The organism is Planococcus sp. BI3, assembly GCF_056680115.1.
In genome coordinates this window covers 3,641,638-3,656,072 of the sequence record NZ_CM155266.1, presented here as the reverse complement: position 1 = coordinate 3,656,072, position 14,435 = coordinate 3,641,638, and the positions used below count along the sequence as shown (strand labels likewise).

The 14,435-nt window shown below is 49.6% G+C and carries 11 protein-coding genes; 3 read left to right on the top strand and 8 right to left on the bottom strand.

The features are described from left to right. Positions 1-142: 142 nt before the first annotated feature. The 3 genes from AC1MEO_RS18075 to AC1MEO_RS18065 all read right to left on the bottom strand — a co-directional run bounded on the left by AC1MEO_RS18075 (position 143) and on the right by AC1MEO_RS18065 (position 3,091). Positions 143-925: an ABC transporter ATP-binding protein gene (locus AC1MEO_RS18075; protein ID WP_480336136.1), complete on the bottom strand. Its 783-nt coding sequence runs from the start codon at positions 923-925 to the stop codon at positions 143-145. A gap of 2 nt (positions 926-927) precedes the next feature. Continuing rightward, positions 928-2,664 (bottom strand): DNA/RNA non-specific endonuclease, encoded by a 1,737-nt coding sequence (locus AC1MEO_RS18070; protein ID WP_480333082.1) that lies wholly within the window; start codon positions 2,662-2,664, stop codon positions 928-930. Between the two features lie 151 nt (positions 2,665-2,815). Beyond that, positions 2,816-3,091, bottom strand: coding sequence for a hypothetical protein (locus AC1MEO_RS18065; RefSeq protein ID WP_480333080.1), 276 nt, complete (start codon positions 3,089-3,091; stop codon positions 2,816-2,818). Between the two features lie 595 nt (positions 3,092-3,686). Here AC1MEO_RS18065 and AC1MEO_RS18060 point away from each other — a divergent pair. From AC1MEO_RS18060 to AC1MEO_RS18050, 3 genes are all read left to right on the top strand, one after another. After that, a complete protein-coding gene (locus AC1MEO_RS18060; protein ID WP_480333078.1) occupies positions 3,687-4,511 on the top strand; it encodes an aldo/keto reductase in 825 nt (274 codons plus the stop codon). Between the two features lie 126 nt (positions 4,512-4,637). Then, complete coding sequence (locus AC1MEO_RS18055) at positions 4,638-5,039, top strand: DUF2512 family protein (RefSeq protein ID WP_480333076.1); 402 nt, start codon at positions 4,638-4,640, stop codon at positions 5,037-5,039. 218 nt (positions 5,040-5,257) lie between these two features. After that, entirely contained in the window at positions 5,258-6,031 is a 774-nt protein-coding gene (locus AC1MEO_RS18050) for an acetoin reductase (protein ID WP_480333074.1), read from the top strand. 177 nt (positions 6,032-6,208) lie between these two features. Here AC1MEO_RS18050 and AC1MEO_RS18045 read toward each other — a convergent pair whose 3' ends face one another. From AC1MEO_RS18045 to AC1MEO_RS18025, 5 genes are all read right to left on the bottom strand, one after another. Next, positions 6,209-10,360 (bottom strand): tetratricopeptide repeat protein, encoded by a 4,152-nt coding sequence (locus AC1MEO_RS18045; RefSeq protein WP_480333072.1) that lies wholly within the window; start codon positions 10,358-10,360, stop codon positions 6,209-6,211. A gap of 185 nt (positions 10,361-10,545) precedes the next feature. Then, on the bottom strand, positions 10,546-11,418 hold the full coding sequence (locus tag AC1MEO_RS18040) for a polysaccharide deacetylase family protein (protein ID WP_480333070.1): 873 nt from the start codon (positions 11,416-11,418) through the stop codon (positions 10,546-10,548). Next, positions 11,415-11,873 (bottom strand): hypothetical protein, encoded by a 459-nt coding sequence (locus AC1MEO_RS18035; protein ID WP_480333068.1) that lies wholly within the window; start codon positions 11,871-11,873, stop codon positions 11,415-11,417. The genes AC1MEO_RS18040 and AC1MEO_RS18035 overlap by 4 nt, the downstream gene beginning before the upstream one ends. Then, the gene (gene pgaC / locus AC1MEO_RS18030) at positions 11,831-13,018 is read right to left on the bottom strand and encodes a poly-beta-1,6-N-acetyl-D-glucosamine synthase (RefSeq protein WP_480336135.1); all 1,188 of its coding nucleotides are present in this window, start codon (positions 13,016-13,018) and stop codon (positions 11,831-11,833) included. The genes AC1MEO_RS18035 and pgaC overlap by 43 nt, the downstream gene beginning before the upstream one ends. 843 nt (positions 13,019-13,861) lie before the next feature. Beyond that, the gene (locus AC1MEO_RS18025; protein ID WP_480333066.1) at positions 13,862-14,362 is read right to left on the bottom strand and encodes a hypothetical protein; all 501 of its coding nucleotides are present in this window, start codon (positions 14,360-14,362) and stop codon (positions 13,862-13,864) included. Positions 14,363-14,435 lie beyond the last annotated feature (73 nt).

Genomic DNA, 14,435 nt, shown 5'->3' with positions numbered 1-14,435 from the left:
TTGCCGCCCACTCCTTCCAGTTAAATGGATATTCCATCCAAAATCCCTTAGATGCCCAAACCCAGAAAAGCGCAAGCCTGCGCTTTCCGCTAAGTCTTTCCGGTTCCAAGCGGTTTTCGCTTGGGACCCCGCCCTTAGCCATTCATTTCCGGACCTTCGACAGCAGCGGACGCCCGTTGCTCCAGACGAGGTTGACCGGCAAATCGAAAAATTCCGAGAGGCGTTCGCTGGTGAGCAGCTCGGCGGTGTCGCCGGAAGCGAAGACGCTGCCTGCTTTCAAGAGCAAGGTTTTATTAAACTCGGGCAAAATTTCTTCTATATGATGGGTGACGTAGATGATGGTCGGACCGTCCGGCTTTTGGGCAATGGCGGCAATCGATTCGAGCAGTTCTTCGCGGGCAATAAAATCGAGTCCCGCCGTCGGCTCATCCAGAATCAGCAGCTCCGGGTCGGCCATCAAGGCACGTCCGATCAGCACGCGCTGCTTTTCGCCTTGCGACAGCGTGTGGTAATTCCGGTTGGCATAGCCGAGGCAGCCGAGTTCGCGGAGGATGTCGACGCCTTTTTGGTCGATCTTTTCCGTCGTTTCCTGGTAGAGGCCGAGCGAGGCGAACGCTCCGCTCAAGACCACTTCGTAGGCATTGTCGTAGATCGGCAATTTCTGCTGCACCGACGCTGATACGAAACCGATCTGGCTGCGCAGCTTTTCCGCCAAATAGGTCTTGCCGAACTCCATTCCGAGCACGGTGACCTTCCCTTCTGTCGGGAAAAAGTAGGCGTTGACCAAGTCCAAGAGCGATGTTTTGCCGGCGCCGTTCAAGCCGTACAGCACCCAATGCTCGCCTTGACGGACCTGCCAATCGACGTCATTCAAGACGATTTTTTCGTCTCGTCTTCGCGTGACGCCTTCGAGTTCCAAAATCATTTTCATAAACGGATGTCCTCTCTTCGCTGAATGCGTGCTGCGGGTCCTGCCGCCAGTGGATCGGCTTCCTTGAGCCCGCCGAAATCAAGCCCCGTGAGCTCTTCAATCCGCGCGACCGGCACTTGGTAAGTCTCGAATTGACCGTAGACGAATTCCAAATTCCCGCCAATCAAATCTTCCTGCGTCTGCAAATAAGCGGTGGCAGATAGAGAGGTGCCGTCTTTGAGCATCACCGCCACTTTCCAGAACTGGTCCGGAATCTGGGCGTCGCGGTAAGCCACGTCGTCGTTTCGGAAAACCGGGCCGGTGAACACCGAAACTTTCATGCCGGATTCGCGGGCGTTGTCGAGCAAGTAATCCTCCAGATCCAGCCAGGCTTTTTGATTGAAATTCTTATGCTGCGGCGAGCAGTTGGTGAAATGGAACGTGTGTTCATTGGCCTTTACCGCGTCAATGCCCCAGTTCGGATCGCGCCGGCGCACCAAATGGCCGCGGTCGATGTCGTTTGATTGGTAAAATTCCGGACCGATTTGGTAGGCTCGGTCAATCCGCGGATCGAAATACCAGCGGTCGTTGCCCCGTTTGACATCCACCAGCTGGTTGCCATCGATATTGACCGCCGTGTAGAACGCAAGCCGGCGCGATTTGCTCATGGCGATGGAGAAATGGGTGTAATCAAGGACGGTTTTGCCATCAGTGGCCTGTGCTGCATCTTCCATTAACGCCGCGCTTAAAACCGGCAGCGGCACATTGGACCCAGTGCCGAGGAATGCCGGATCGTAGCCGGAAGCGTCCTCGTACCAATCCGCCTCCAGAATCCCGACTTCCATGGGCTCTGCCGCTGCCCCCGGCATGGCGACTGCCAATAATTGGTCCAGCAATTTGCGCGCGCGTTCATTTTCCAATCGGCTCCGCGCCTGGCTGAGATGATGGATAATCGAGCTGATGCGGATACCTTCATTGGCAATCCAGCGTGCGTTGTCTTTCGGATCCGGCACGCCGGCGTGGTGCAGCGCAACGACCACCCATTGATCGTTGAAGACTGGCGAGCCCGATGAACCCGGCTCCGTATCGCTGACGTAATGGACAAAATCGGAAGAGATGAACTTGACTTCATTTTCCCGGATGGTGATCGCTTTCGGACCGCCGTTCGGATGCTGGATGATGGTCACGTACTCGCCTTCGAGAATTTTCCCCGGCTTCGGCAGCAGCGGCAGGTAGCCGAAATCGGTCAGCGGAAAGGCATGGAGATTGCTTTCCTCCACCGCCACCAGCGTAAAGTCCAGCGCCTCATCGGTAATAAAAAGCGCTTCCGGATCCAGGCGGAAGCTGATGATATCGAGCGGCATGAACTGGACATCGTCCTCGTAATTAAACTCCACCACCGCGTACATCGCCGCTTCCGGAGTTTCCAGCACATGATTGTTGGTCAGCAAAAGATTCGGCGCCACGAGAAATCCGGTACCGTAGCTCTGCAGCTGGCCCGAGCGGCTGCGTATGGCAATGCGGCAAACCGCTTTGCTGACATCGAGCCCCGCCTGCAGATGCGCAATCGGAAACAGATCGCTCTGGTTGATGATCCGCTCCATCGCCAAATTGTCATGGTGATTGATGATGCTCGACCGCGTCATCATCCGCTCCTGTAATGTTGCTGCACCCTTTTCCAATCTGTGCTGTTCCTCGAATGCCAAATAGCGCTGCAACGCTTGTTGTTCAATCCGTTCCATTTTATTGGCCATCCTCATCCATCCCCTTCCGACAAATAAACTATATTTTTCAATTAAAAATTTAATATTCTATTAATTTCCTTTAGAAAAAGTTTATCACAAGTTGACACAGAAAACCCATTCCAAACAGCGGAATGGGTTCTATTTGATCCTTTTAGCGCGATCATTTTTTGTTGGCATTCTTGAGAGGCGTGCGATCATCGTTTTGCGGATTGCGGTTGGTTTTCTCGCCCGCTGAGACATTTACTGTGCCTTCTTCGGATGTGTTCCGGAACTTGTCGTGCGCTGTTTCGCGCACATCATTTTTGCCTTTGGATTCCCAGCCTTCGTCGCTGCCGCTCAACATTTCACTCGTTTTCTTGACGACTTTATCGAACGTCGATCTTTCGGCGTCGCTGTTGTGTTCCGGATTTCTATTTTGTTCGTCGTTTCTGCTCATGGTGCATCCCTCCTGAATGGTTGTTGCTCCTCTTTACCCGCTGCTGGTGGAAATAATCATGCCTTCTGGAGACTTGAGGCCTTGGATGGCAAAGCCATGGGAAAGCGCAGGCCTGCGCTTTCCGCTTTTGAGGCGTCATTTTGGGTTGCGGATCATATTTGGGGCGTAATGGATCGTATTTAATCTAGTATGGACCGTATTTTTTGTCCAACGGATCGTATATCGTGTAGAATGGATCGTATTTCCATAATTGGCTTGAATCCACTGTGGTTTCTTCCCTATGGACCGGATGCTTTCTAAAAACTCGAATGCCTAAAACATGGGAAAGCGCAGGCCTGCGCTTTCCGCTTTTGAGGCGTCATTTTGGGCTGCGGATCATATTTGAGGCGTAATGGATCGTATTTAATCTAGTATGGATCCTATTTTTTGTCCAACGGATCGTATATTGTGTAGAATGGATCGTATTTCCATAATTAGCTTGAATCCACTATGGTTGCTTCCGATAAATTTCCAACCTACGAAAAAATGCTTAGAGTTGCGAAGTAACGGGTAAACATTTACTCTAAACAGAACAACACAAAAGGAGAAATGCATAATGGATTTTATTACACTGAACAACGGAATAAAAATGCCGCAGCTGGGCTTTGGTGTCTGGCAGGTTGAAGACGATCAGGCGACTGCTTCGGTAGCGAAAGCGCTGGAAACGGGCTATACATCGATCGATACTGCGATGATCTATAAAAATGAAAAAGGTGTCGGCAAAGCGCTGAAGGAAACTTCCGTGCCGCGCGAGAATTTGTTCATCACCACGAAAGTCTGGAATAGCGACCAGGGCTACGACAATACCCTGCGCGCATTTGAGGAAAGCCTTGAGCGCCTTGGCCTCGACTATGTGGACTTGTACCTGATCCACTGGCCGACTCCGGAATTCGATAATTATATTGATACTTATAAAGCGTTGGAGCAGCTGTATAAAGATGGCCGCGTCAAAGCGATCGGCGTCTGCAACTTTGAAGTCGAGCACCTTGAGCGTTTGCTTGCGGAATGCGACATTCCACCGGTCCTAAACCAGGTCGAATGCCATCCCTACCTGGCGCAAAACGATTTAAAAGAATTCTGCGCCAAGCATGATATTTTCGTTGAAGCCTGGAGCCCGCTTGACCAGGGCGGCGACGTGCTGAAAGACGAGACTATCCAGAAAATCGCTGATGCCAAAGGCAAATCACCGGCTCAAGTTGTGCTGCGCTGGCATCTGCAGAACGGGACGATTGTGATCCCGAAATCGGTCACGCCGTCACGCATCGAGGAGAATTTCAATGTCTTCGATTTTGAATTGACGGAAACCGAGATGAACGGAATCAACGAGCTCAACAAAGACCGCCGCAAAGGCTCCCATCCGAATGAAATGAATGTACGGTAACTAGTAAAAACCGCCTCTTCAGAAATGGAAGAGGCGGTTTTCTCTGTTATTTTCACATTTTGGCATACTCCCTGCGAAAGCGGGTAAATCTTTGGTAACGAGAACTTATTGGAGGAGGAAAAACCATTGAGACATCTTCTTGCACTTGCGATTAAATTTGTGATGGTGGCCGCTGTCCTGTTAATTGTCCTGACCTTGGCCTTCGATGTATCGTTCGTTGACACGCTGCTGATCAGTTTGGCGCTGACCGCCTTGTCCTATGCAATGGGCGACATCATGATTTTCTTGAACGCCGGCAAACCGGAAAATCAGTCGACGCGCAATAGCATTGCGACCTTCGTTGATTTTGTCACGGCGTTCCTGGTCATTTGGCTGATCGGCTGGCTGTTGACCGGGCAGAATTTCGAGATGGTTGCGCCAGCACTGGTATCGGCATTGGTCCTTTCAGCCGGCGAATGGTTCTTCCACATGTATGTCGACCGCTCCGTGGTGCCGGAGTATAACAATTACAAGTCGGCTAGAGGGTAAAGAAAAACATTTTATTAGAAAGAGGCAACGCCGTTCTTTATAAACGAGGTGCCTCTTTTTGTGAAGTCTATTTTCTGCAGCTTCATTTTAATACATTCACAACTCTTCTATCTCTAAATAAATATAAGATTTACCCCATCTTAAATAAGTGAATATTCTTGCAATTTACATCAATTTTGGTATAACTGACTTGCAGTCTAATTTAAGGGAGGTATTTTATGGAAAAGGTAGCGGTGATAACAGGATCAGGCAGTGGATTAGGAAAAGGAATTGCCCAGCGCTTAGCAAAAGACGGGTTCAAAGTGGTGCTGAACGACATCAATGAAGATTTGCTGAATGCAACCTTAGAAGAATTCAAGAACGACGGCTTTGAAGCGATTGGCATAAAAGGCGATGTCTCTAAACGAGACGATCAGTTTCAATTAGTGGAAGAAGCCGTGAATGCGTTCGGGCGATTGGACGTCTTTATTAATAATGCGGGAATCGATGTCGTGACGCCCTTCCTGGATGTTGATGAGCAGCAATTGACCAAAACGTTTGCCATCAATGTCAATGGAGTGGTCTTTGGCACCCAAGCGGCGGCAAAACAATTCATCAAGCAGGACAGCAAAGGAAAAATCATCAATGCCTGCAGTATTGCCGGGCATGAGTCTTACGAAATGCTGTCGACTTATTCAGCCACCAAGCATGCGGTGAGGTCATTCACCCATTCTTCCGCTAAGGAATTGGCGAAACACAATATCCGCGTCAATGCCTATTGTCCTGGGGTAGCGGGAACAGCGATGTGGGACAGAATTGATGCCGAAATGGTGAAATACTACGACCACATGGAACCTGGCGATGCGTTCAAACAGTTTTCCGGAAATATTCTGTTGGGCCGCCCCCAGGAACCGGAAGATGTCGCGAACCTGGTTTCCTTCCTCGCCTCTGATGACGCGGACTACATTACCGGACAAGCCATCATCACAGACGGCGGCTTGGTCTTCAGGTAATTAACACAGCTTGCCGAAAATAAGGCTCTGTACTCGAGGGCCTTATTTTTTCTGGCGTGATTCCAAGTCGGCTTTTCCTGAAACAAAAAACACCTTCGAAATCCAATGATTTCGAAGGTGTCGATTTTTGTTTAGTTGTGGCCCATCAAACGCAAAATTCCATCCTTTACGACGCCCCTAAGCCCCAACCGCCAAAACTTCTTCCACTATCTCTTCAAACAGTTCCTCGTCGACTGCCGCTTCGATGAACAGCTCGCCGCCGTCTTTAGCGAACAGTGCGCTGAGCAGTTCTTTGGCGCGAGTGGACTGGCCAGCTTTCATGGCAGCGCGGGCGAGTTCGTAATCGGCCGGCAGGTAATCCGGTTCGTCGTTTCGCAGCGCGGTGAGGCGTGCCGTGGCTGCCGCGTTGTCGCCCGTGGTGATTTCACTCACGGCGAGCGACAGGCGGATCCATTCGTTGACCAGCAGCTCTTCGGGCAGGCAGCTTTCAAAGTGCCGCGCCTTGTCCGGCCGGTGCTCAGCCAGCAGCTGCAGCAAGTGGACATAGCTTTCGCTGTGGTATGGATTCAAGGCTATCGCCTGCTCGTAATAGGCTTCCGCTCCCTCCACTCTCTCTTGGATAGCAGCCATATCGCCTTGCCACAAGACAATTTCAAAATCCGCCGGCAGTTTCTTATGGAGATCCTGCGCCTGTTCGATGGCCCGTTTCAGCAGCTTCTCGGACTGCTTGCTATTGGCCTGCTGCAAAGTTGCCTGAAGCAGCGCCTTGGCCGCACCCGTATGCCCGGTCCGTTTGACGAATGGCTCCAGCTCGCCGGCGGCTTCTGCTGCCATGCCGCGATTCATAAAGAACTCGGCAAGGTGCAGCACCGGCACTTCACTGTCTTTGAATTTTTTCGCTGCGTCCCGGTACAGCGCGATGGCGTTGGAGAACATCACGATATGCCGTGATTTTTCACGCAGCTTCTTGAAAAAGCCTGTTGGCTCGGGCTCGTCCTGCTCATCCAACCACTCCGTCAAGTGATCGGCACTATAGGTTTCGGCCATTGCCAGCTCTTCGCCTTTCAAGCGTTTTTTCAGGCGTTTGTGAAGGTCGCCGCTCCTGCGCATCTCCACCAGCAAACGGACGTATTCCCCGTAGAATCCTTCTTCGTCCGGATGTTCGGCGATCAGCTCTTCCAGCATGCCGACTGCCCGCTTCCTTTCGCCTTGCCGCACACAAAACTGTGCATGCTGATAGCGTGAAGGAAGCGCGCCATTGACCGCTTCGGCCCGAAGGAATAAAGACTCGGCTCCCGCCACGTCGCCTTTTTTCTCTGCCAGATGGGCTTCTGCCGACAACAGCCATTCTTCCGGCACCTGTGCCGACACTTTGTGCAGCGCTGACGCCACCGCGTTCATCTGCGCTTCCGTGTCGACCAGCTCAAACAGCTCGCTCAAATCAAGCGGCAGCGGCTCGTTTTCCAGCACATGCAACGCTGCCGTAAAGGCTTTGGGCTTGTCTTCCAGCGCCAGATGGGTCCGCATCAGCCCCTCGTGAGCCGCTGTAAATCCGGCGTCCGCTTCAGCGCTTTTCGTGTAGTGGACAAGGGCTTTATTCCATTTTCCGGATCCTTCGGCAAGCAGCCCCAAGTTGTAATGGGCCAAATGCAGGCCATTCATATCCGCAGCCTGGCTGTACAACAGCTCGGCAAAACGCTGGTGGTCTTCAAGTTCATAGAGTCCCGCTTCATAACACAGCAGCAAGGGATCGGGATTTTTCACACGCAAACGCTTAAAGGTGTCCAACAGACGGCCACGAAACTGCGGCGCTTCGCCAAACTCTGCATACTGCTCGGCCATTTCGTGGAGATCCAGCGCTTCCCGGCCCATGCCATTTTCGAGCAGCTCCAGCGCCAGCGCTTTGCCGGCGTCGTCCTGCGATTCCTGCCACAGCATGGCCCCGTTGCGGACAAAATAATCGGTGTCTCCGGCGTCTGCACGCTGCAGGACCAATCTCCGCACTTCCCCAGTCCGCTGTTGCTTGAGCAGCGCATGGGCGATATGCGTCACCGTAAACAAATCGGCCGGATCCAACTCGAGCGACTTGCGGTATTCCGCTTCCGCCTCTGTGTACTGCTCCTGTTCCATGGCAATATGCCCCAAATATTGATGCAGCACATCGGTCGGCCCGCATTGGTCGATGCCTGAGCGGATGACGTTTTTCGCCTGCTGCCAATCTTTCGCTTCCATATGGATTTCAGCAATCCGCAAATAGGCGAAAGGCTCTTTGGAATCAATGTCCCGTGCCCGTTCAAATGCTGCGATGGCTTCTTCCTCCTGCCCCAACAGCAGCAGGCAGCGGCCCATTTCGTAAATGAAATAACCGTCTTCCGGATGTTCCGCCGACAGCTCGCGGAAACGCGCCAATGCTTTTTCGTAAGCTCCCGATTCGTATTGGATCAGGCTGTGCGTAATGCGGGCAAAGACGTCCGACGGCTCCTGTTCAAGCGCGATGCTCGACCATTTGAACGCCTGATAAGTCTTGCCGGTTTCCAGGTAACAGCGTGCCAGATGGCTGTAGGCTGCCGGCTGATAATGATCCAGCTCGATCGACCGCTTCAGGAACGGCACGGCTTTTTGGTGTTCACCGCGGCTCATCAAAATCGCCGCCTTCAAAAACAGCGCATATGGAGAGTTCTTCTCTTTGACGCGCACCAGGTTTTCGAGTGCCTGTTCTGTTTCTTCCCGTTGGTAGTGCATATGCGCTGCCAGGAGCGCCACTTCCGGATCTTCCGCGCCCAGATCCCGGTGGAGCTTATCGAGCCATACCGGATGAAGCGCTTTTGCCTCTTCCGAAAACTGGGTGACCAGCCCGACCACCGCACCGTAGCGCTCGTCCGGATGCGCTTTCAAAAAATCGACCGCTGCGGTTTTGTCTTTGGTCTTTTCCTCCAAACTCCAAATGGTGAACAGGCCATGGAAGAATTCATGTTCTTTGCTGTCGAAGAGAGCCAGCAACTCTTCCTGCTCAGAGGTTACGAACAGCATGCTCAAAGAATCGCTCAGCTTATACGTGTCTGCGACGTCCTGATAGGACAATAAAAACGGTCCCAGGTCATTCGGATCCTGGATGATCAATGCCTGCAGCCGGTCGTCATAACCGATCACCACCTGCACATGTGCATTGTTTTCGATTATCATGCTGAGCAGCACCGGGATGCCCTCGTCGATCAGCCGCTTATACAGGTCGATCGTCCCTTTGAAATAACGTGCCGTGAACCCGAGCGACTCCATGTATTGCATGGTTTTCTGCAAGTCTGATCCCGTCACATCAAAAACATGCTCCGCGATTTCGTCCTGCCCTTTTTTCATGCCATAAGCTTCCAGCATCAACGCAAGCGATGCTGGGACACAGTAATTGAGCTTTTGGATGTTCGGTGTCAACCGCAGTTCGCGGCGCTTGGCGTCCCGGCGGATTTCACCTTTGCCATAGATTGTTTTTCCAAGCTCTTTGCCGTGCGTGCTGACCCATGCCTCCAGCTCTTCCCAGCGCTCGAGTTTGTACAAACATTCCGCCGCCACCTGAATCCATGCCGGACGAAACACATGAAATGGATTTTCTTCATTATATTGCGCCATCCCATCGAGCGCTTTTTCGTAATGCCCGAGGAAGAACAGCGTCCGGATAATGTCCCCGCGGAAAGTCCAGTTGTCCGGATCCAGCTCCTGGCCCCGTTCAAGAACAGCGAGCGACTCTTTTTGGCGCCCGGTCATCGCCAGCACATCCGCATACAACAGCCGGACATAGTCGCTCCGTTCGGTGACGGCATCAACCAGTTCCTTTTCCAGCACCTGTTCCGCTGCCAGCCATTCCCCGCTGTGAATAAAATAAAAGCCTTTGAGATCTGGCCAGACAAAGCCCTTGTACTCGGCGTAGCGATCAAGCTGCGCTTTCGCTTCCGGCAGCCGGTTCAGCTGCGCAAACACCCGCAGCAGCAATTGATGCGCCAATGCCAGCTCTTCCGCCGAATCATTGCCGGACGAAATGCCCTGCAGCCTGCCCACCATGCGTTCTTCCGCTTCCAGGCTGCGGCCGGTTTCCAATAGGCGTGAGCATTGCCAAGTAAATGTCCGCAGCGTCCCGAAACGCTTATGCGCCTGCGTTGCCAACAGGTGGCTGTACGTATATAAATCCGCCTGATCCGTCAACCGGATCAACCGGTAAAAATCATCTTCAGTTTCCAGTTCTCCAAGAAATCTGTGCAATTCCCGAATTGAACCTTGTGCCCATAACCCGCGGATCGCCTCGACTGCCTGCTTTGCGGTCGCTATCTCTGTCGCTGTCATTTTTGTCTCTCCCCTTGCCCCGTATAGATGTGGTTGATTTATTATATAGTGGGAAATTATAGGTTGCAATACGATTCTCAGTAGAATAAAACATAAAAAACCGCCGCCTCTTCAATGGTCGAAGAGGCAGCGGTTTTATCCATCATCAAGCAGGGCATTATGCCGTTTACTTTTGAGCGGAAAAATCATTCTTTTTCCAGGTAAGGGAGCAGCACATCGTCAAACGTTGTTTGGTTAACGATAACTCGATTGATGTGATAATTATCATCATATGGCCGAATTACTTGAGGAGCTAAAATATATCCGGCTTCAAGCCCCTGCTCTTTGACCAAACGAGTGACCAATTTATTGGTATCGCCATAAGGATAGGCGAAACTTTTGACGGTGACATCCAGCTCCGACTCTATTTTTTCCACACTTTTTTTAAGATCTTCCTTAAACGCTTCCGCTTGTTCGGGGATTAGAAAGACAGGGGTTTCATCTTCGAACCGGTGCATATCAAAGGTATGTGAACCAAAATCGGCCAACCCACTTTTGTTCATTTCCCGAAGTTCGTCCCATGTCGCCATCTCGAGATTGCTGAAATCTTCGCTGCCGACATGCCCCGCAATAACGAATAGCGTGAACGGGATATTTGCCTCTTTTAAAATAGGAAAGGCATTTTCATAAACCGATTTGTCAATATCATCAAATGATATCCATACGCATTTTTCGGGAAAATTGTCTTCTGCTTTTGCTTTCAATAGCTGTTCTTCATTCAAAAATACAGCGCCCGCATCTACCAATGTGTCCATTTGTTCTTGGAATTCACTTTCGAGCACGCTGTATTGCACCAATTCTTTGGATTGAAGAAAGCTTCGGGCTGCTTTAACAAGAACCGTATCGTCTTGCACCCGGTGATAGTTCAATCCGAGACAACCATTTTTTATCAACTTTTTAGGAAATGACATGGCCGGTTTGTCTTCGGAGAATGCCTCGATGAAAAGATCTTTTCGCAAAAAGAAAAAGAGGCCAATCATCGCGATAACGGTGACCCAAATTAATATCCGTTTGATCACGTTTTTTCACCTCCAAGAGGAACAATAGGATTTTTTTCAAAAACGCTATAATCTTCACGTTGCAGCTTCTCAATTGTCTCTATATCCATTAATCCCAATGTCTTGAGTTCTGCATTGTCGACTGGAGTGGGATAGCATCGTCTTTGTAAAGAACCGTATCTCTTCTTATTGTATAAACGGTTCAGGTAAAGCAATGCGTAAAACAGAAGGAAAACAACAAAGGCTGCGATAACAAAACTTCGGATATCTTGATTTATCGTATTGAATGAAGAATTCAAGATTCTTGTCAAAATATTATTGAATCCAATAGTGGCCGATACCATAAACAAGACCACCACCACACTATAAAACCAAAAGAGTAGTGTAAACATTAAATCAAGGCCGGCATACAACCAAGATCGCTTGACTACAATCAGGAAACTTTCTTCTTGATGCCGCGGTCTGGACTGTTCCATACAGCGTAACCTCCTTTCAGGCGTGATGAAATAGACCGTGGGATGGCTGCTATAACAACAGCAGTATTAATCATCCAATAGATGGCCGGGTACCATGCTGCCCAAAAATAGTATTTTAATTTATTGTTGTAGCGGGAGTCGATCAACAGCGCGATAAGCAACTGAATCAGGCTGACGAACACTAACGCAAAAGAACTGAATGTAAACCAAAGGAGTATTTGCTGCAGCGAGTTGGCCTTAAACAGCAATAATAGCGTGATGGAAAGCCAGCAGAATGCCCAGATGATGCTGAGCCATTGTTCGAGGTAAATCAACCAGATTCTGCGTTGTTTCCAACTAAACAAGATTCTCCAATGGCGGAGAATGACCTCTTGGCCTCCTTGTGCCCACCGGACGCGCTGTTTCCAAAGACCGGATAAGGTCTCCGGCACAAGCATCCAACAAATGGCCCGAGGTTCATAGCGGACATCCCAAAAGCGCTTTTGAAGTTTCCAACTGATTGCAATATCTTCCGTGATCATATCGCGGTCCCATAAACCAACATCCACCAGCGCCTTTTTGCGGAAAGCAACTACGACTCCGGAAACCGTCATGACTTTTCCAAGCAGCCTTTGTGTCCGCTTAATCGCTCCAATAATCGAAGCATATTCGACCAACTGCATCCGGCTAAGCAGATTATTGCGGTTGCGGATCGTGGGATTGCCTGTCACAGCCCCCAGCCTTTCGCCTTTTTTAAAGAAATGATGAATCAAATAATAGGGAGCGCTATCGGCAAGCAGAGCATCCGAGTCGACGCAAATGAGGTATTCAGCTCTGGAAGCGAACAAGCCGACTTGCAAAGCATTCGCTTTGCCACGGTTTTCATGCAGCTGAATGGCTCTGACATTGTCGTATTGCTCCGACAATCTTTTTATTATTTCACTCGTTCTGTCTTTCGAACCATCATTGATCAAAATGATTTCTTTTTTTGGATATGAAAGCCCACTAAGATTCCGGCAGGTTTCTTCAATGGTATCTTCTTCGTTATAGCATGGCACCAATATACTGACCATCGGCCAAGCAAAATCCTCGATGTTTAAGGAATCTTTTTTGGATTCATTGGTTCTAAGGAAAAGCAGAGAACCAGCTATCCAAAAAAGCGCCATAAAAAGAGGATACAAAAAGACATATCCCATTATAAAACTGTAAGGTCCGGAAAAGAGCTCGGAAAATTCCACAGGATGTTCCTCCATTCTTAGATTTCTGATTTACCTGTATATTATAACTATTAAGCTACAACTATAACTAGGTAGATATAAAGTGTCAATATAATTACAAAAAAAATAATGACATATCATTAAATAATAAAATATACCCATATTATTTATTGAGTAAAGATAAAATGAGTATTTATTTAATCTTTTTTTGATATTGTTATTCAGAATGAAGAAGACCATATATCGCCAGAGGCTAGTGGCCAAGCAGCGGACTTAAAGACCCCAGCAAGCTCAGAATTCGCGTCGCGACGAAAAAACAGCAGATACCCAATATCCTTGCTCTTCCGTAAAACTTGAAAACAGCAAAGGGAAAACTGCATCTTTCCAAGTGGATTCCATGTCGGCTGAAGCGACGGATAGGGAAGCAGCGGTTGGTGAAATGAAGTGGATGACGAAGCAGGATTTTTTATAACGAAGATGGGAGTGGAGGCGGCAGAACCACAAACAATTTTTTGAAAATGATCCCGCTGTGGCCGTTGCAAAAAGCTGTCGTGCAGCCGATCATTAGAAGAAAAACTTTGTAGATTGTCATTATTCCCCCATAGTTAATAGCCGGAAGAAAAAGGACCGATAGTCACATTGGAAGAGATTTTTCTACGGAGACATGGAGCAGACCGGTACCAAAAAATAAGCAACCGGAGTCCAATTAGATATCGGACCCCGGTTGCTCTATAAAAAACACCTTGATTATGGATGGCTGCTTGGCACGGACAGGGCACGGAGGCGCGAGTTTCAAGTGAATCTGAACATCCTCGCGTACCCGTCAAGGCTCGTCAAGAATACTTCAATCTTTCCGTCTCCGTCGATATCCACGACCGTCGGAAATGGTTCGTTCTGCTCAAGCGAACTGAACCTCCACATCACGTCACCTGTGCTCGCGTTGAACTTTACGCATTGATTGTCAAAGCAGGTGGTGTATAAGTACCAGCCATTCGGCTCTTCCACCAGCTGCCCTGCGTGCTGGTAATAAATATCAGATTCATGAAAAGGCCGGATTTCGTAAGTCGAGGTGGCATCAGGCAAGGTGGCAAATGCTTCCTCGATCCAAATGGTGTCCGTTTCGACTCCGCTAATCTTCCGCATCTGCCCTTTCCCAGTGCCAGAAGTAATCACTAGATCGGCGCTGAAAACAGCAAACACCGGGGAGGAATAGATGGGTTCATCACCCGCTTGCATTTCCCATAAAATTTCGTGTCCAATCACTTTTGTGCCATCTCTGTTCAGTAAATCCATACTTTTGCCCCTTCCGTTTTTGTATTAGCATCTATCGAAATGAAAAAAAGAGTAAACCAAAGCAAGCGTCCAA

Coding starts and splice junctions, on each gene's coding strand:
- AC1MEO_RS18075 (WP_480336136.1), bottom strand. CDS start 925: ATGATTTTGGAACTCGAAGGCGTCACGCGAAGACGAGACGAAAAAATC.
- AC1MEO_RS18070 (WP_480333082.1), bottom strand. CDS start 2,664: ATGGCCAATAAAATGGAACGGATTGAACAACAAGCGTTGCAGCGCTAT.
- AC1MEO_RS18065 (WP_480333080.1), bottom strand. CDS start 3,091: ATGAGCAGAAACGACGAACAAAATAGAAATCCGGAACACAACAGCGAC.
- AC1MEO_RS18060 (WP_480333078.1), top strand. CDS start 3,687: ATGGATTTTATTACACTGAACAACGGAATAAAAATGCCGCAGCTGGGC.
- AC1MEO_RS18050 (WP_480333074.1), top strand. CDS start 5,258: ATGGAAAAGGTAGCGGTGATAACAGGATCAGGCAGTGGATTAGGAAAA.
- AC1MEO_RS18045 (WP_480333072.1), bottom strand. CDS start 10,360: ATGACAGCGACAGAGATAGCGACCGCAAAGCAGGCAGTCGAGGCGATC.
- AC1MEO_RS18035 (WP_480333068.1), bottom strand. CDS start 11,873: ATGGAACAGTCCAGACCGCGGCATCAAGAAGAAAGTTTCCTGATTGTA.
- pgaC (WP_480336135.1), bottom strand. CDS start 13,018: ATGGCGCTTTTTTGGATAGCTGGTTCTCTGCTTTTCCTTAGAACCAAT.
- AC1MEO_RS18025 (WP_480333066.1), bottom strand. CDS start 14,362: ATGGATTTACTGAACAGAGATGGCACAAAAGTGATTGGACACGAAATT.